This window comes from Pseudomonas sp. LB3P14, assembly GCF_054898045.1.
In genome coordinates, this window is record NZ_CM142714.1 from 1,225,350 (window position 1) to 1,243,363 (window position 18,014).

Below are 18,014 nucleotides of genomic sequence, written 5' to 3' on the forward strand. Positions count from 1 at the left end.
GCCCAAATGACAGGTGAATCTCGTTTCCCGCTCTAAACGCAAAAACGCCGCTCTTTGAGCGGCGTTTTGGTTTGTGCGTAATGTGTTGGTCTTGTTGAGGGCGAGATCAAGGTTGAGTGAATTCCTCAGGTCGTGAAGCGGACATGTCCAAAAGCAGACGGTCATCGCTCATCGCGACCAGACAACAACTGACGTTCGGTGCGGCCTTGAAAATCCGGGGCAGTTCAGGTGTGTTTTCGGGCCTGTGCCTTTTTCAGCATTGCTTCCAACTCCGCAATCATGTCATCCGCGTCGATGTCCTGCCATTCGCCACAGTCAGCTGCGGTAATCATTTCCGCAAACTGCGGACTGTATTCGAGTGCGCTGTTCTTGATGTCCTCATCGGATACCGAAGTGAACACCCAAACACCGGTGACTTCGTCTCCGAACAGTCGTCGCTGGTCCTGAAGCGACAGCAATTCAGACAGGTATTTGCCGTCGGTCAACTCGGGATGAAGGCGCATCACCTCGCGCCGCAGTGCAGGGGCGGCAATTCCTCCCTCTGCGAGGCGCACGACCAGGGTTTGTAATTCAGTCAACGGGATCATGGACACCTCGTATTCAAAGGGATTGAGAAGCAGATGATCAGTCGTTAGATATCAGGCCTGCATGGCCAAGGTCGTAACCCACCATGAACAGGGATTGTTCCAGGCCACGTAGCGCGTTTGCAGGGGCGTCGATCTGATGGAAGGGGCTATGAGTGGCGGCCTCATGAGCAATGACTTGGCTCAGTACCCAGCTGGCGCGAATGTTCCATTGTGCATGGTGAGACCCGGAACGCAGGCGCTTGAACAGGAGGGTTCCGGTGCTCGGATTACGGCGCTTGGGGGCGAGGGCGTTCTCGCTTTCTTTCGCGGCGGCCCAGGGGAAGCAGAGCGCATCAGGCACCTGAATGAGCTCCTTGGCTTTGCAGTACTGAACCACCAGCAGTCCGAGTGCGGCGGCCACGCGGCTGTCGTAGATCAGAAATTCGGGACAGATCAGCGAGTAAATCTTGGTCATGCCCGAGTTGAAACGGAGCGACTTCGAGCGCAAAACGGGAGCGTCGGGATCTTTTTGGATCAGTGCAGTTTTCACTTCCTGAATCATGCGGCCAAGGCCGGTCTTGTTTGCCTTGAGCCATTCCACATTGCGGGAAGTCACACCGCCCCAAGCCATAACGTCTGTAGCAGCCTGCTGCACAAGGGCGTCATTGCTGCCGGCGGCGATGAGGTCTTGGCGCAGAGCATCGAGGGCCTTCGCGTTGCTTGCGGAGCAAGAACCGGGGTTGTAGGCCAAACGAGCATTGCCTGGGAAGTTCCAGCTGTAGGACTGGTAAGCGCCAAACAGGCTGTCGCACGACCACTTGTTGCCGCTGCGGCGATCCACGTATTGATGAGTGAACAACGTTTTGGAATTGAGCTCTGTCGCGAGCCAATCAATAAAACCAGTGACGTGAGGGAGGGTTGCGTAGGCTTGTTTGGTCTTCATAAATACTCCAGTGGGTTGGCCATTCAGATTGCAAGATTGCGTGCCAACGAGGAGATGGTATCTACTGGCAAGACCACTTTTTGTCCGCGAGGAGCCTCTGCTTTGGCCACAAACAAATACACCGCACCGGATCGTGAAAGACGTCGAAAACTTTTGCGGAAATTGCTACAGCAAGCAGGCGGTGCACAATCTACTGAAGAGCTTCACGACGGCATGCAACAAGGGTTTGGAGACTATTCCATCAGAACCACCCGCCGTGATCTGGAGGCGCTGGCCGCCGGCCCCCAGTTCGCAAAACCGGCGAAAGGACCTAATTATAAAAAATGCTATTGGACTCTGGGGCGGGGAAGCCTTGACCTTGCGCTGTCACCCGCAGAGTCGATGACGCTCACCGCGATTTTCCAGCACGCCGACCGGTTTGGCTTTCGGATTAAATCCGAAGAACTGACCAAGCTCAGGGAGTATGCAGAGTCGGAGGTTTGGGCACGATCCACCCGCAACTTGGTCGCGGAGGGCCGGATAACTAGCGGTACCCGGTTTATGGTTTTGACGCCGGGCGATTACAACTCAGACCACCTCACCACCATTCAGGATGCAATGGTTAGTGATGAAAGCCTGGACGTAATCTATCGCCCAAGAGACGCCAGTGGCGTTGAGACATGCACGTACCGGCTCAAGCCGCTCGCGCTCTCGTATCAGGATTCCAACATCTACCTTTCAGCGCTTATCGCTGACGAGACGTGGCCAGAGGGGCAGGAACCACCTGCGGGCGCCCCTCGGGGTAAGTACAGCAGCAATGGCCGCGGCCAAACGTGCGTCCTGATGCTGCACCGGATGGTGGATGTCCGGTCTCACTGGGAAAAGATACCCGAGCCACCGGGTTACGATGTTCACGCCATTGATGTCCAGAAGGACTTGATGACGATCCATGGGGATGGAGTTATCGATCTAGAGCTCCGTCTGAGCGATAACCTGCACAATCGGTTGAGCGAGAACCCGCTCAATGCTGACCAGGTTGTGATGTCCAGTGGGAAGGAATGGATACTTAAGTGCCAAGTGCACGATTCGCAGGGGCTGCGCCTGTTCCTGCTGAGTAACGCGGCGGACATTCAAGTTCTAGCGCCTGCTCAACTGCGGGAGCACATCCGCAGTGTCTTAAATGAAGCGGTCGAGAAGTACCGCGATTTTTGACGCCCAAGGTGGCTCCGCGAAACGCGATCGACCAGGCAGTGATCTGTGAATTTCCCCTTGTATCGTGGACGCGCACTGACCGCTTTTGGGGATTGCTGTCCGTCACGACGGGCAGCAAACGACCCATTGCCGCCAGTCAAGCACAGGAAGAATTGACTAATTAGTAGGCCTAGGAGTCTGCAAAATGTGAGCGCCTAAGCACTGCTCCGGCGACCTAGCAATACGAAAAAACCTATCAGTTGGATGACGCCCACGGCTATCGCCACCCTCTGCACCACGGGCTCAGGTTGCTCAGCCATTCGACCAAGAGAATCAAAAGCCCTGCGCAGACCGACCACTTGGAACAGAAGGCGTCTATCCCGCCGATCGCTTGGCTGCAATTTATTATATTTTAAATAATTAAAATCGCAGTATTGATCTATTCAGCAGCATTTTCTGTTTTGGAGCAGACCGTTCCGGTCGTGAATCGATCATTCTTGTTTGGGCCGCTCGAGCAAGCCATAGAGCAGGAGGTCGGTAACGAAGTGCACGTAACGCGCACTCAGATCATCATCGACCTTGTTCGTATCGAACAGCTTTTCCACCAGTGGCGCACCAGCGGCAAACATTTCGCACGCGCCGACCAGCAGGATATACAGGAAGCGCGGATCGATGGCCCGTGCAGGGATGTCCGAATTCGAGTGCAGCAAATTGACTGTATTAAGCACGCCGCGTTCGCTAACTTTGCGCAGCAAGTCTTCGCTGCCCGGCTGTAAGGTGTGGTAGACCCGATCCATCAGCAGGTTATGAAAATGCGGATTCTGCTGTTCGACATGGAGCAGCAAGCGCAAACGTTCGCTCAACTTTTCCTTGATAGTGCTGTGATCAGCCAAATTGCCGAATGCCGAGGTTTGGACCTGTTCAATCTGGCTCATGATACTGGCCAGAATCAGACCCTCCTTGCTCCCAAAGTAATAGCGCACCAAGGCAGGGTGGGCGTTGGCCTTGGCGGCCACATCTTTGAGCATCAATCGCTCGGGAGTGGTGGTACGCAGTAGCTCGATAGCGGCCTGGATCAAGGCCTCGCGTCCGACAGAGTCGTTACGTTCAGGTCGTCCCTTGCTACGGCCGCCTTCTTTGATGAGTGCCGTGTCAGTGTTTTTCTTGATCATAAATAATTCAATCCGACATATCACGGCGGCCAGTATAGAGATGGACTGCAGTTCGACCAAGGCCGTAATGCCGCACTGGCCGTGGTGCGACCTTGCGAATGGGGTCGCGCAGGCGTTACCGAAAAGCACTATTTACAAGTTTCAGTCAAGGTGGTCCGCACACTCAATGTGCGGATATGTATCACAGGCAACTCATTGTTTTATATATGAAACAACGTTCATTAATTTTTATTTTTATAACTAATTGATTTAATTGGTTATTTTTAATTTAATTATTTTGAAAATAAATTGGCATCATTCATGCTCCCGTCGTTGCATTACCAGCAAGAAATTCGCTCCGGAGCTGTGAATATGTCGAACTTCTCCTCTACTACTGCGCGTGTGCATACCCTGCGCTACGAAGCCCAAGGCATCATCAGCGTGGAGTTGCGACCGTTTGGCGACACTGTGTTCGCCCCTTTTGAGGCTGGCTCGCACATCGACCTGCACCTGCCCAACGGCTTGGTGCGCAGTTACTCACTGCTCAATTCGCCGACCGATCAAGGCCGTTATGTGGTCGGTATTTTGCGTGATCGCGACAGCCGCGGCGGCTCGGAGTATGTGCACGGACAGCTGCGGGTCGGCATGCAAATGACGATCTCGTCACCGCGCAATAACTTCCAGCTCGACCTGAGTGCCAGGCACAGCGTGCTGGTGGCCGGCGGTATCGGTATCACACCGATCTACTGCATGTTCCGTCAACTGTTGGCGCTGGGAAAATCCGCCGAGCTGATCTACTGCGCTCGTTCGCGACAGGAAGCGGCGCTGGTGGAAGAACTCAGTGGCTTGGGTGCCAAAGTTCGCTACCACTTCAACGATGAAAAGGGCGTACCTCCGGATCTGACGGCTTATCTGGCCGATCAACCGGGCGATACGCACTTCTATTGCTGCGGTCCGACGCCGATGCTCGATGCTTTCGAAAGCACCTGCGAAGGCCTCGGTTACCCCCATGCGCATATTGAGCGTTTCGCAGCGAAGCAACTGCCACCGTCCGTAGATGCCCAGAGCACCTACACCGTCGAGCTGAAGAAAACCGGCACGACGCTGTCGATCGAGCCTGGCCTGAGATTGCTCGACATGTTGCTCGAAGCTGGCTGCGACATTGAGTACAGCTGTCGCGAAGGGGTTTGCGGTTCGTGTGAAACACGGGTGCTGGAAGGTGATGTCGATCACCGGGACGGCGTGCTTACCAATGCCGAACGGGCGGCCAATAAATCCATGATGGTGTGTGTATCGGGCTGTAAAAGTCGCCATTTGATTCTCGACTTGTAAGCCTTGCCAGCGTTGATAGCCAGTATTAAACATCGGCTTTGGGTAACCGCACGAGTAGTGATGTTTTTATTTGTTTTAAAAAGGGTACACGCAGGACTTTACGGAGTGCCAATAGTGTCGTGTGTTTTGCAAGTTTGATTTCGATTGCAAAAATATGAAACACGGCAAATAGCTTGCCCGAGCAACAAATAAAACAATGCTTCGTGGGTGAGAACGAATGAGTGAACAACCTAGCGAAGCATGATGACGTCGGAAATGACCGGCGTCTTCTTCGTCCAGATGGAGATTAATTCGCAATGTTGAGTGAAGAAAAAAACCGCACCCTGACCCAGGTAGGCCCGGACACCCCAATGGGAGATTATCTGCGCAGGTATTGGCAGCCCATCGCAGGTGAAAGCGAATTTGACGAAACTTCAGTCAAGGCCATTACCATTTTGGGTGAGAATTTAGTGCTATTCAAGGATTTGAGTGGCAACTACGGTCTGGTTGATCGACATTGCCCACACCGCAACGCTGACATGTCCTATGGTTACGTCGAGCAAACCGGTTTGCGTTGTAGTTATCACGGGTGGCAGTTCGACAAAGGCGGCCAATGCCTTCATCAGCCCTATGAAGATAGCTGTGATCCAACTGGGCGCATGCGCCAGAAAACCCAGATCAAGGCCTATCCGGTTCAAGCCAAGGCAGGGTTGCTATGGGCCTATATGGGGCCTGCACCAGCACCGCAGTTACCAGACTGGGACCTGTTCAATTACAAAAATGGTTTCGCTCAAGTGGTCTTCGCCGAAATACCTTGTAACTGGTTCCAATGCCAGGAAAACTCTATCGATCCCGTACATTTCGAATGGACCCATAACAACTGGGCATTGCGTCAGCAAAGCGATGACGTGGAGTATGTTGGCACGCATAAAAAGCTCGCCTTCGAAGAGTTTGAGCATGGCTTCATTTATCGACGACTTCGCGAAGGGGAACCTGAAGATAACAACATCATGTGGGATGTCGGGCGAGTAACGCTATGGCCCAACGGATTTTACCTCGGGCACCATTTCGAATGGCGCGTGCCTATCGATGACTACCGTACGTTAAGCGTACTGTGGGTATTCAGTCGGGTACCCAGCGAACAGGAACCCTACGTCCAGGAACATATCCCTTCCTGGTACGGACCTATCAAGGATCCCAAGACAGGTCGTTGGATTACCTCACATGTGGCGAATCAGGATTTTGTCGTCTGGGTTGGACAAGGCCCCATTACTGATAGGTCTCGCGAGCATTTAGGCTTGAGTGATCGCGGTATCGTTATGATGCGCAGGCGGTTTTTCGATGAGTTGGATGCTCTCCGAGAAAATCCTGAACATGTGCCCAAGGGATTGATCATCGACCCGGAAAAAAACCATGACATCGTTCTACCTTCGGCATGTCGTGAAGAACTACTCAATGGTTTATCCCGGGAAAAACTGGCCGCGCATCCACTTCTAGGTCCGTACTTGAAAGACTTTTTCGGTCAAGCAGGGCAGCCCGATGAGGTCAGGGAAGCCTACGAAGAGGCGGTGGGTCAGAAAATGGAGGGAGCCAAACATTTCGTTGTGCACGGCAGTCGTAAATAGCTAAAGACTCAACAACGACCACTGACCCTGGAAGTTGAATGGTGAACAACCTGCTTTCGACAATTAGATCACTAATTTATCGAAAGCAGTGACAGATCAGCATGGAGTTGCAATGAATTCCGAAGAATCAAAGGCTACTCCCTCACACACCTGACATGTATCGACTAGAACGGAAATATAACAATGAAAATGGTGTTGCCTTGTGTTGTGCGTTTCTGGCTTTTGGCCTTTCTTGTTAGTGCTAGCTCGCTTTTGCACGCACAAACCAAAGAAGTCATTCTATTGATGCCGGCCCCCCCGAACTTGCCAGGATTTGCACCTTGGATTATTGCCCAGGAAAAGGGTTATTACGAACAGTTCGGAATCACAGTCAAGATGACTGCCGGCAAAGGTGGCGCCGATGTGGCTAAACAGGTAGGTGCGGGCAATGCCATGTTTGGTGTGGCCAGCGGTGATATCCCAATCATCGTGCGCGCCAACGGGGTGCCGGTCAAATCAGTAGCGATGATCGGTGAGCACGCTCACACCCTGTTGGCAGTGGATCCGACAAAGAACATTAAGTCGATCGAGCAACTCAAGAACAAGACAGTCAGCGTAATGTCCTACTCCGACTCGATGTACTACACCCTGTTAGCTTCTTTGCGCCAGGCCGGCCTGAGCAAGTCCGACGTCAACATCCAGGCGGCAGGCCCAGCCGGTGTCTGGCAGTTGTTCGCAGATGGCAAGGCCGACGCTATGGCCGGAACCGCTGACTGGGTGATAAACATTCAAGACACCGGTCGAGAGCTTGTCCTGTTACCTCGCGAGCAACTGTTTGACGCCATGTCACAGGGAGTCATCGCCTCTGACAAGGCCATCGCCGATCATCCGGAGTTGGTTCAGGCTATCGTCAGCGGCACCCTGATGGGACTGCGCGACATCCTCCAGGACCCGGCGGCAGCCGCCCAAGTCTTCACTAAGGCGATACCGTCATACGCCGGCAAGGAAGATAAGGTAGAGCGCACTATGGCTATGTATATCGAACATGTATATGGCAAGCAGGCTCGCCTGGGTAAAATAGAACTCGACCGAGTAATCAAGTCCAGGGACTTCTACCTTTCGGAAGGCATCATTAACAACGTGGAACCAGTAGATAACTATTTCACTAACCAGTTTGTAGATGCTGCAACAACACAGGAACTGGCCAAGCATTAGCCAGGTAGGCTTCATGTCCAGATGGTCTTCCGAACCGGTGCATGAGGTTGTCTGGATACGTTTCCCCACCGCTGTCGATTATCTACGCCTCCATTAAAACTAAGGAAGAGCTTCTAAAGCATAGTAAACAAAATATTAAAGTCATGCTTTATAAATATTTTCGTAACTAACCATCGATCGTAAAATTTACTTTCCGTGAAAAAAACGGCCAGTAAGAAGTTCATACATGCGCCCGTTATATAAGAATATTAAAAAAATCTGGAGCTAACGTCATGATCAGCAATTTGAAATTACCTTCGCTGAGCGTAGCGGTTATCACCGCAATACTCAGCCAAGGTGTTTTAGCCAGCGGCTTTATCGAAGACTCGAATGCCGCCTTGTTGCTACGCAACTACTACTTCGATCGTGACTACAAGAACGAGAGTGCCCACCCTGCCCAGCGTGAATGGGCGCAGGGTTTCATCCTCAAATACAACTCTGGCTATACCCAGGGCACCTTGGGTTTTGGCCTCGATGCCCAGGCCTTCTACGGTTTGAAGTTGGATTCCGCTCCGGACCGCGCTGGCACCGGACTGCTGCCGTTGCATGCGGACGGCCGCGCGGCGGACGAATATTCCGAGCTGGGCCTGACCGCAAAGTTCAAGCTGTCCAAAACGGAGTTATTACTGGGTACCCAGTACCCCATGCTGCCCATAGCCCTGACCCCCTATTCCCGGCTGTTTCCGCAGACCTTTCACGGCGGTTCCGTTCGCTCCAGCGAGATCGACCGCCTGACCCTACATGCAGGGAAGTTCGACCAGGTCAACCTACGCGACTCCACAGACTACGAGAGCATGGGCGTGGCCAGCCCCAATAGTCGCTTTGACCGCACAGCCCGCTCCAACGACTTCCGCTACTTGGGCGGGATCTATGACTGGTCGCCGAACCTCGCCCTCAAGTATTTCAATTCAGAGCTTGAAGACCTGTTTGAGCAGCAATACCTCGGATTTATCTACAAACTGCCACTGGGGCCGGGCAAGCTGAAGACCGACTTCCGCTACTTCGACTCCCGCGAGGACGGCTCGGCCAAAGCCGGTGTGGTGGATAACCGCAATCTCAACCTGATCCTTACCTACTCGCAGGGAGCACACAGCTTTGGCGCCGGTGTCATGCGCCTAAGCGGCGATAGCGCAATGCCCTATATCGCTGGCGGTGATCCCGACGTAATGAGCGAGGGGCTGCTCAGCTCCGACTTTGTCAATCCCAATGAGAAGGTCGGGCAAGTCCGTTACGACTACGACTTCGCCGGCATGGGGCTGCCTGGCCTGACCGGCACCCTGCGTTATGTGAAAGGGAGTGACATCGAGCTGCCGGATCGCCTGGGCGGCAAGGACCGTGAAGAGTCGGAGAGGCAGATAGCACTGGCCTACGTAGTGCAGAGTGGCAGCCTCAAGGGCCTGGCTCTACGCCTGCGTCACGCCTGGTACCGCAACAACTTCGCACCGACCGCCAACTTCCGCGATGACAACGAACTACGCGTCAACATCGAGTACGCGTTCGGCCTTCTCTGAGTTCACCAACGAGTGGTTACTGCCCCTCATCCTTCAAGCTGGCCTCAGGGTGGGAGCGCGTCGTGGTACAAGCGCTGAGTTGCTTGTTCCACGAATCGCAATTCGCCCAGCGCAATGGCGCACCCTTAGGGAAGCCCTGAAAAAGACTTCAAGTTTCTGTTTTCTAGACGATCTGGGCTGAAAACAGAAACTCAGCCACACCAGACAGGCAGAGCGGTAAGCTAACCCCGCGCGTTGGTGTGGAGACGGATGACCGCGTCTCAACTTTGGCAGGTTCTGGAGCTTCATGTTTATGACTGTTTTTTCACAATCCAAAAGAACCGCGAAGGACTCGGTCAATTACCGCGTCCCGGCCCAAGCGCGTATGGGCAGACTGTCTCTAACCATGGCTTGGTGGGCGGTGTGCAGCGCGATGTTTTACATCGTGGTCGGTGCTTCACTGGCCCTGTCGTACGGCGCCCGCAATGCAATGATCGGAATGGTGTTGTCGGTGTTCAGTTACGGTCTGGTCAACAATGTGCTCAGCCGTTTCGCGATTCGCAGCGGTTTATCGGTGGCGGTGTTTTCGCGGTTGTTGTTCGGCAATCTCGGCGCCAGCCTGGCAACCTTGATCTTCTTTTCTACTGCGATCTATTACGCGGTGTTTGAGGGGGCGGTGATTTCCATGGCGCTGAATTATCTATACCCGGATATAACCTATCCGCTGGCCGCGTTGGCGGTGGTGCTGTACAGCGTGCCGCTGATACTGGGGGGCGTGCAACACTGGCTGGATAAACTTAACGGTGTACTGTTGCCGGTGTATCTGGGTGGTTTGTTGATGGCGGTAGGATTGTCGATTAATCGATATGGCTATCAACCGCACTGGCTGGATTTCGGACCTACAACACCCGCTGCATTTGGCTGGTGGGATTGCTTTGTTGCGTATATGGGCGTCTGGGTGCTGATGTTGTTTACCTTCGACTATGCACGTCTCGGTAAGCCTGAGGACGCCACCTATCACGGTCGCTGGAACTTCGGCATGCCGTTTTACGCGGTAACGTTTTTACTGAACGGAGCGGCGGGGATTTATCTGGTCAGCAGCATTCGCCACGAAGGTGGACTGAACGAAGCATCGGTGGTGGTAGCGATTCTGCAGTTGATGGGTTTGTGGGGGTTGTTGTTTATCTGGGCTACACAAACTCGTATCAACACCGCCAATTACTATTTGGCGACGATGAACATGCAAGCGTTCTTCAAACGGTTTGGCCTACGCGGTTCGTACCTGATGTGGGCACTCGCCGTTGGGTTAATCGTTTACGGCTTGATGCTCGCGGATGTGTTTGCCTATTTGCTCAAGGCATTGGCCTATCAGGGGGTTTTCGTGGTGGCCTGGGTCGGTGTGGCGCTGGCGCAGATTCGCTGCGGACGCTTTGACGCAGCGGCGCTCGAACGAGTGACCGCGTTCAATTCGGTGGGCTTGACCGCCTGGTTTGGCGCCACTGCGCTGGGACTTGCATTGATGCTTTTCGGCGGCGATCTAAGCAGTTTTTCCGCACCTGCAACTGTGGTGCTTGCGTTTTCATTACAGGCAGGTTTGGGCTGGCGAAGTCGCTCTCATGAGATTTAGGACCGCTCCAAAAATCGGTGCCTGAGCTTGCTTTGTTTGTGTGTCGGTAAATGTACCAGCCGTTCCGTTTTTAGGAGCACTCCTATATTTAGCGCCGAGCGCTGTCTCTACACTTCGCCTCGCAACAGCACATGGGTTCTCGAATGAATGAGGACTCAACCAGGCGTAAAAAGACAGTTATCTCGGAGTTGCCTCATGAATTACAAAGCCCGCGTACTCGCTGTATTAGCTACAGCGTCCATCACCCCCTTCGCCATGGCGTCGGATGGCACGATCAATTTCACCGGTCAGCTGCTGGCTGCCACCTGCGCCGTTACCGTCAACGGTGCCACCAACCCGGCTACCGTAACGTTGCCGTCCATCACTGCGGGCTCGCTGAGCGCTGCGGGTAAAGTCGCAGGTCAAACCAATTTCAACATTAACCTGACCGGCTGCACAGGCACCGCAACCACCGCTGCAGCCGTTTTCGAAGCTGGCGGCGGCGTGGATCCTGCGAGTGGCAACCTGAAAAACACCGGCACCGCGACCAACGTCCAACTGCAACTGGTTGACGCCAGCAATGGTCTGGCGATCAAAGCCGGTGATGCTGCACAGGTAACCAGCAACAGCCGCGCCACCATCGCTTCCAACGCTGCGACCTTGCCGTACGCCGTGCAGTACTACGCCACCGGCCTCGCGACAGCGGGCACCGTACTCGGCACCGTGACCTACTCCCTCAACTACCAGTAAGTCGCACGCTCTGGACACACGCCCCTATCCGGCTAGGACGGGCGTGCTTCCAGGCTGCAACGGGACTTTTTCATGTTGTATGCACGTCCATTAAAACAACTGTTGCTGACAGGCCTTGCGCTACTGGCTTGTTCTCAGGCCATGGCGGGTGTGGTGATCACCGGGACTCGCTTGATCTACCTGGCAGGCCAGCAAGAAATCACTGTCAAGCTCAACAATAACGGTAGCCAGCCAGCGTTGATGCAGGCATGGGTTGACACCGGCAACGCCGATTCAACCCCTACCAGTTCCAAGGCGCCTTTCGTACTGTCGCCACCGCTGGCTCGTATTGATCCGGGCAAGGGCCAGAGCCTGCGCCTGATGTTCACCGGCCCGGCGTTGCCTGCGAACCAGGAGTCGGTGTTCTGGTTCAACATGCTGGAGATTCCACCCAAATCGCAGGCGGATGCTGATCTCAACACGCTGCAAATGGCATTTCGCTCGCGCATCAAGATCTTTTACCGACCCGATGCCTTGCCAGGCACGCCCACCGAGGCGATCGGGCAGGTGCAATGGAAGGTCGTATCGGCGAATGGCGGTCAAGGGTTTGCCCTGCAGGCCTACAACCCTTCGGCCTTTCACGTCTCGCTGATTGACTTGAAGTTGGTGGCCGGCGCACAGCGTTGGCTTAGTGAGGAAGGCATGGTTGCACCCGGCCAGACTCGGCAATTCACCTTGCCGACTCTCAAGGCGATGCCCGGCGCTGGCGCTCGGGTTGAGTTCAGCGCGATCAACGATTACGGCGCTGTGCTGCCGACCGAGCAATCGCTCAAACCTTGATTTTGTAGCCGACGTTTTTACATGCGCGAGTAATTTATGACGACTTCTTCCAGCTGCAGGGCTTCCCTGCGGGTACAGCCGTGCTTCGTCTTGAATTTGCTCTCTGCCTTGATTCGCAAGACGCTGGCTATCGCTCCATGCATCTTCGTTATGAATAGCGCACTGGCGGAAGACGTGCAGTTCAACGATGCGTTTCTGCCGGCAGATTCCCGGAACCTCGACCTGGGTGCTTATCAGAACGGCAACCCGGTGACGCCAGGTGAATATCGGGCGGACGTGGTGCTAAACGGCAATTTAAGCAGTCGCCAGGACACTCGTATCGAGGGTCCGAAAGACGGCAGCAAGCCGGTGATCTGCGTCTCTCGCGCGCTGCTCGAGCGCATAGGTGTGGACATGACACACCTGCCGCCCGAGGTTAATCTGGCGCTCGACAGTGAGCATTGTCCGACCCTGGCCAGCGTGGTTCCGGGGGCGACGGCGAGCTTCTCGCCAGAGGATCAGCGTCTCGAAATCAGCATTCCTCAAGCGGCGCTGCGACGTAATGCCCGCGGTTATGTCAGCCCTGAACTGTGGGATCGCGGCGTCACGGCTGGGATGCTCAGCTACAGCTTCAACGGTAACCGCAGTCAAACCCAAACCGGTCACTACGATTCAGCTTATCTAGGGCTTAACGCCGGCCTCAACCTGGGTGACTGGCGCCTGCGTCACGACGGCTCGATGAGCTGGCAGCCAGTTTTGGGTAACAAATACCAGGCGCTGGACAGCTACGCCCAACGCGATGTCACCTCATTAAAAAGCCAGCTGACTGTGGGCGAGTCCAACACCAGCGGCGACATCTTTGACACCGTGTCTTACCGGGGTGTGCAGCTGGCCAGTGACGATCGCATGTTGCCTGACTCCATGCGGGGTTATGCCCCGGTGATCCGCGGTATCGCCCGCACCAATGCCCGGGTGACGGTGAGCCAGGCAGGTAATGTACTGCTGGAAACTACCGTTGCCCCCGGCGCCTTCGTCATCGACGACCTGTATTCCACGGGCTACGGTGGTGACCTGAGCGTGATCGTTCACGAGGCGGACGGGACCGAGCAGAGCTTTATAGTGCCCTATGCTTCGGTCAGCCAATTGCTGCGCCCCGCTACTTCGCGTTATAGCGTGACCGTCGGTGAAACCCGCGACAATTACGTCGACGAACAGGCGAAGGTACTGCAGGGCACTCTGCAGTACGGTCTGAACAATACCTTCACCGGTTACGGTGGGGTTCAGTCGAGCGAAGACTACATGGCCGTGCTCACTGGTCTGGCGTTCGGAACCCCTATCGGCGCCCTGGCGGTGGATGTGACCCATGCCCAAACCGACCTGGCCGCTGGCGCCTCCAAAGGCCAAAGTATGCGGGTGTCTTACAGCAAGAACATCCTCAGCACGGGCAGCAACTTTTCGGTGGCCGCCTACCGCTTCTCCACCAGCGGTTACCTGGACTTCAGCAACGCCGTGCAAATGCTCGATGCCGAGAAAAACGGCTATGACACCAATCTGTGGGGGCGGCCGCGCAGCCGCCTGTCAGTGACTGCCGACCAGGAACTGGGGCGCTGGGGGCGGTTCGCTGTCAGCGGCTTTACCCAGAACTATTGGAACCTCCCGGGCAGCGACCTGCAGTATCAACTCAGCTACAGCAAACAGTTCAATCGAGTGGCTTTCAGCGTCAACGCCGTCCGCAGTCGTGCGGGCCTGGGCGAGATGCAAGACACCCTGTTGTTTACCCTGAGCATGCCGCTGGAGTTTGGCAACCAAGGTAACAGCCCGCAATTGAGCGCCCAGGTCAGACGCGACGCCCAAGGCAACTACAGCGAGCAAGCGAGCATCAGTGGCAGTGCTGGTGAGGATCGCCAGTACGGCTATGGCGCGAATTTCGGCCACGACGGTGCGGGTAATACCAATACATCGTCGCTCAATGGTCAATACACGGGGGCTCGCGCCATGCTGAGCGCCGCTCTGGATCGTGGCGAGGGTTACACCAGCACGTCTGTGGGTGCCAGCGGCGCGGTGGTTGCCCATGCGAATGGCGTGACCATGACGCCGTATCGCGGCGATACCATGGCCATCGTCACCGCCGAGGGCGCTGAAGGGGCCAAAGTGGCCGGGTATGCGGGGTTGCGAATCGACAGTCAGGGGAACGCGGTGGTGCCCTATCTGCGTCCGTATGAACTCAATGAGGTGGCAATCGATCCACTGGGCAGTTCGATGGATGTTGAGTTGAGCGAAACCAGCCAACAAGTGGCACCACGCGCTGGCGCAGTGGTGCACCTGACATACGGCACCAACCATGGGCGCGCGGTAGTGTTCAACGTGCGCCTGGAAGATGGCAGCGCCTTGCCGTTCGGTGCCGGCGTAGTGGACGCCGAGGGCTCATCGGTGGGAATGGTGGGGCAGGGCGGTCAGCTGTACGCACGCGTCAAGCCGGAGATGCATCAGTTGTTAATTAATTGGGGTGATAAAGCCAGTCAGCAATGCGCGCTGGTCATTCCTCCTGCGCCAGACAATGGCCAGCCACTTCAACAAGTGGACGCGATCTGCACGACAGGCAAGCAGGTGGCTGATAGAGCACTCTCTGCCAACACTCAAAAGGTAAAACTATGAACATGCGTTCCCTAATCAAGCTGGGGCTGCTGGCAGTCGTATTATGGATTCAGGCCAGCACGGCTTTTGCCACGTGTGCTTATGTTCCAGGTCACACCGGTAGTGTGTATACGTCCGCGCCACTTCAAGTATCCAGTCTCGCTGTGGGGAGTAATGTACCGGTGGGCACGGTGATATATCGCCAGCGCTACACAGCCAGCGCGGGCGTGCAGGTGAAATGCACGTCCTGGGCCAATTACAGAGCGGTAAAGAGTCTTTGGCAGGCCGGCGGGACGACGGACTTGATCTCCTGGAATACAGGTCCGTACGCTAACAGGGTCTATGGGACTGATGTTGCTGGAATAGGGCAGAGTTTCGATATTCCCCAGTTCAATTTATTTTCATATACTAACTCTACATGGAATAGGACGATCTACCCTTGTGCCAATCAATCCCAATGTACTATTGATTTTTCTGACATGGCATACGTCGATTTGGTATTGATCAAAATCGGTAATGTGTCCCCTGGAACACTTGATGGGTACAATTTATCGACTATGGGAACCAACGTGAATATTTACGACACAGCCAATCCGTCTGTGTTTTATAACTCCGCGCCGATATTTACCGGAAAGATTAATATTGTTGCCCAGACCTGTCAGACGCCCAACGTCAGTGTCCCCTTGGGCAGTCACAAACTTAGCGAGTTCAATGGGGTCGGCAGTGGTACCGCGTGGCAAAATTTTAATATCGCGTTGAACAACTGCCCGGCCGCCAGATCGTATGCCACTAATGGCCCAATCTTGACTGAGACCGGTGCCGCCCCTGTAATAACGGCCACCCCTGGAGTTGTAGACTCGAACTTGTCGATTACTTTCACCCCGACCGGTGTCACCATCGACGCCGCCAAGGGGATTTTTGGTCTCGATGCCCCGGCTACCTCTGCCAAAGGCATTGGCATGCAGCTTGCCGACAGCAATAATTCACCGGTAGCCCTGAATGCGCTCATCAAAACCGGCCTGAACACACAGGCCGCAATGGGTTCCTATAACATCCCTATGAGTGCGCGTTACACGCAAGTTTCAACACCACTGGTGCCGGGCCCGGCCAACGCGTCGGTGACGTTTACTCTTACTTACCAGTGAGTTCGCGGAGGGGCGATAAGCCCCGGTCAAATGCATGACTGCTTGATTCAAGGCGGCGCAACTGCGCACTCAGTAGTTGACGCCTACAATCGTGCGAAAAAGGCAGAAATTATCGACCGTCCAGCGCGATAATTCCTTTTTAGTCCCAGTCCTATTTGCTTCATTTTTTGCGCTGATAAGCTTCTCCACGAAGAAACATTCCGGAGTCACCTTGTCATGTTTGCAAACGCTGTTGTGCCCCACGAGTTCAGTGCATTGAGCGTAATCACGCTGGCCCCTGACGCATTTTGTGCGAATCGACTTGCCTCCTCGTTGCGTGGCATGGGTGTCACTGCATTGGAAAATTTCGATTGTCTGAGCGCGGTGACCACCCGATTGGGTGAAGCCCATGTCGATGTCATCGTCTGCGAGATTCGCTCTGAATGCGGTGATGGTCTGATGTTGCCCAGTCTGCTCAAGAGTCTGCATGAGGCTGGCACGCTGACGCGGTTTCCAAGTGTCTTCTGGACCGGTGAGACCACGCTGGACCCGGCGCCGGTAGTGATCGACAGAACATCGTCACGGCTGCACGAGTCAGTGTCCGGCCAACACTGGATCAAGCGCATGGGTGGCGTGCCGATCAGTTCGCTTGAGTCCCATGCGCGATTGGCCCGGGCCGCCGGGATTGTTGTGGAGATCCTTCGCGAGGGTGGTGGTATGGATTTGGGCGATGCCCTGCGTGCGCTGGTGAATCGACAGTCGCAAAAGAAAGCGCAAATGGACACGGCAGCGTTTGACGCCTTGGCCGAGGATGATGTGATCAGTGCCTTGACCACCGGCAAGGGACTGCGTTTTGTGTTCCAGCCCCAGTTCGATTTGCGGACCCGGCGGGTGGTAGGGGCCGAAGCATTCGTGCGTTGGCACCACCCGAAGCACGGGGAAGTTCCGCCTTCGGTGCTCATACCCTTGGTCCACCGCTTGGGGTTGGACTTGTTGTTGTTCAGTCTGGTGGAAACCTGGACGATCAAGGTCTTAGTGGCATTGAAAAAGGCGCACATAGAAACTCCGATCGCTGTGAACGCCTCGGCCCAGACCATCTGTACACCGAATTTCGCTGAGCGTTTAGCCGCGCGAATGCACCAGGCGGGCCTCTCAGCCAAATTGCTGAAAATCGAGCTCACCGAAGATGTGCCGGCTGCGGATGAGTTGCATTTGTCAGCGTCGTTGACCGCCATTCGCTCCAAGGGGTTTCTGGTGTCGATGGATGATTTTGGTACGGGTTCCGCGACGCTGAAGCTTTTGACGAATCTGTCATTCGACGAGATGAAAATTGATGGCTCGTTTGTTCGCGAAGTTCAGCAGACGGCTTCGTCGCGCAAAGTGATCGCCGGTATTGTCAGTTGGTCCCGGTTGCTCAACCTGAATCTGGTCGCCGAAGGTATCGAGGACGAGCAGACCATTGCGTTGTTGATTCGTCTGGGCTGTCGAGTGGGGCAGGGTTACGCCTTGGCGCGACCGATGGAAATGGACGATTTTTTCGATTTTCTGGTCCAGGAAGATATCGTTAAATCAAATGCTGATGTGAGTAACCTATCCTCATGAATAAGCTGGAG

Annotated in this window: 14 protein-coding genes; 11 read left to right on the forward strand and 3 right to left on the reverse strand. The window is 54.9% G+C overall.

Features of this window, described 5'->3' with window-relative positions; genetic code table 11:
• Nucleotides 1-224 precede the first annotated feature (224 nt).
• Nucleotides 225-587, reverse strand: a complete 363-nt coding sequence (locus tag ACYZT5_RS05720) for a hypothetical protein (protein WP_462050205.1) — start codon at nt 585-587, stop codon at nt 225-227.
• Nucleotides 588-624: 37 nt separating this feature from the next.
• The gene (locus ACYZT5_RS05725; RefSeq protein WP_462050206.1) at nt 625-1,509 is read right to left on the reverse strand and encodes a hypothetical protein; all 885 of its coding nucleotides are present in this window, start codon (nt 1,507-1,509) and stop codon (nt 625-627) included.
• 102 nt (nt 1,510-1,611) lie between these two features.
• Between ACYZT5_RS05725 and ACYZT5_RS05730 the strand changes: the two genes are divergently transcribed.
• Complete coding sequence (locus ACYZT5_RS05730) at nt 1,612-2,700, forward strand: helix-turn-helix transcriptional regulator (RefSeq protein WP_462050207.1); 1,089 nt, start codon at nt 1,612-1,614, stop codon at nt 2,698-2,700.
• A gap of 470 nt (nt 2,701-3,170) precedes the next feature.
• On the opposite strand, the gene ACYZT5_RS05735 is transcribed toward ACYZT5_RS05730, so the two are convergent.
• Complete coding sequence (locus tag ACYZT5_RS05735) at nt 3,171-3,911, reverse strand: TetR family transcriptional regulator (protein ID WP_462050208.1); 741 nt, start codon at nt 3,909-3,911, stop codon at nt 3,171-3,173.
• A 291-nt stretch (nt 3,912-4,202) separates the two neighbouring features.
• On the opposite strand from ACYZT5_RS05735, the gene ACYZT5_RS05740 reads away from it, so the two are divergent.
• The 10 genes from ACYZT5_RS05740 (at nt 4,203) to ACYZT5_RS05785 (ending at nt 18,003) form a co-directional block, all read left to right on the forward strand.
• On the forward strand, nt 4,203-5,162 hold the full coding sequence (locus ACYZT5_RS05740; protein WP_462050209.1) for a PDR/VanB family oxidoreductase: 960 nt from the start codon (nt 4,203-4,205) through the stop codon (nt 5,160-5,162).
• A 296-nt stretch (nt 5,163-5,458) separates the two neighbouring features.
• Nucleotides 5,459-6,766, forward strand: a complete 1,308-nt coding sequence (locus ACYZT5_RS05745; protein ID WP_462050210.1) for a Rieske 2Fe-2S domain-containing protein — start codon at nt 5,459-5,461, stop codon at nt 6,764-6,766.
• Nucleotides 6,767-6,949: 183 nt separating this feature from the next.
• A complete protein-coding gene (locus tag ACYZT5_RS05750; protein WP_462050211.1) occupies nt 6,950-7,960 on the forward strand; it encodes an ABC transporter substrate-binding protein in 1,011 nt (336 codons plus the stop codon).
• Nucleotides 7,961-8,232: 272 nt separating this feature from the next.
• Nucleotides 8,233-9,510, forward strand: coding sequence for an OprD family porin (locus tag ACYZT5_RS05755; protein WP_462050212.1), 1,278 nt, complete (start codon nt 8,233-8,235; stop codon nt 9,508-9,510).
• Nucleotides 9,511-9,802: 292 nt separating this feature from the next.
• Nucleotides 9,803-11,116 carry a purine-cytosine permease family protein gene (locus tag ACYZT5_RS05760; RefSeq protein ID WP_462050213.1) on the forward strand — a complete coding sequence of 438 codons (1,314 nt, stop codon included), beginning with the start codon at nt 9,803-9,805 and terminating at the stop codon, nt 11,114-11,116.
• Nucleotides 11,117-11,311: 195 nt separating this feature from the next.
• Nucleotides 11,312-11,845: a fimbrial protein gene (locus ACYZT5_RS05765; protein ID WP_462050214.1), complete on the forward strand. Its 534-nt coding sequence runs from the start codon at nt 11,312-11,314 to the stop codon at nt 11,843-11,845.
• Nucleotides 11,846-11,917: 72 nt separating this feature from the next.
• Nucleotides 11,918-12,664: a fimbrial biogenesis chaperone gene (locus tag ACYZT5_RS05770; RefSeq protein ID WP_462050215.1), complete on the forward strand. Its 747-nt coding sequence runs from the start codon at nt 11,918-11,920 to the stop codon at nt 12,662-12,664.
• 150 nt (nt 12,665-12,814) lie between these two features.
• Nucleotides 12,815-15,298, forward strand: a complete 2,484-nt coding sequence (locus ACYZT5_RS05775) for a fimbria/pilus outer membrane usher protein (protein ID WP_462050216.1) — start codon at nt 12,815-12,817, stop codon at nt 15,296-15,298.
• Nucleotides 15,295-16,422: a fimbrial protein gene (locus ACYZT5_RS05780; RefSeq protein WP_462050217.1), complete on the forward strand. Its 1,128-nt coding sequence runs from the start codon at nt 15,295-15,297 to the stop codon at nt 16,420-16,422. Before ACYZT5_RS05775 ends, ACYZT5_RS05780 begins: the two co-directional genes overlap by 4 nt.
• Nucleotides 16,423-16,638: 216 nt before the next feature.
• Nucleotides 16,639-18,003 (forward strand): EAL domain-containing protein, encoded by a 1,365-nt coding sequence (locus ACYZT5_RS05785; RefSeq protein WP_462050218.1) that lies wholly within the window; start codon nt 16,639-16,641, stop codon nt 18,001-18,003.
• The last annotated feature ends 11 nt before the right edge of the window (nt 18,004-18,014 follow it).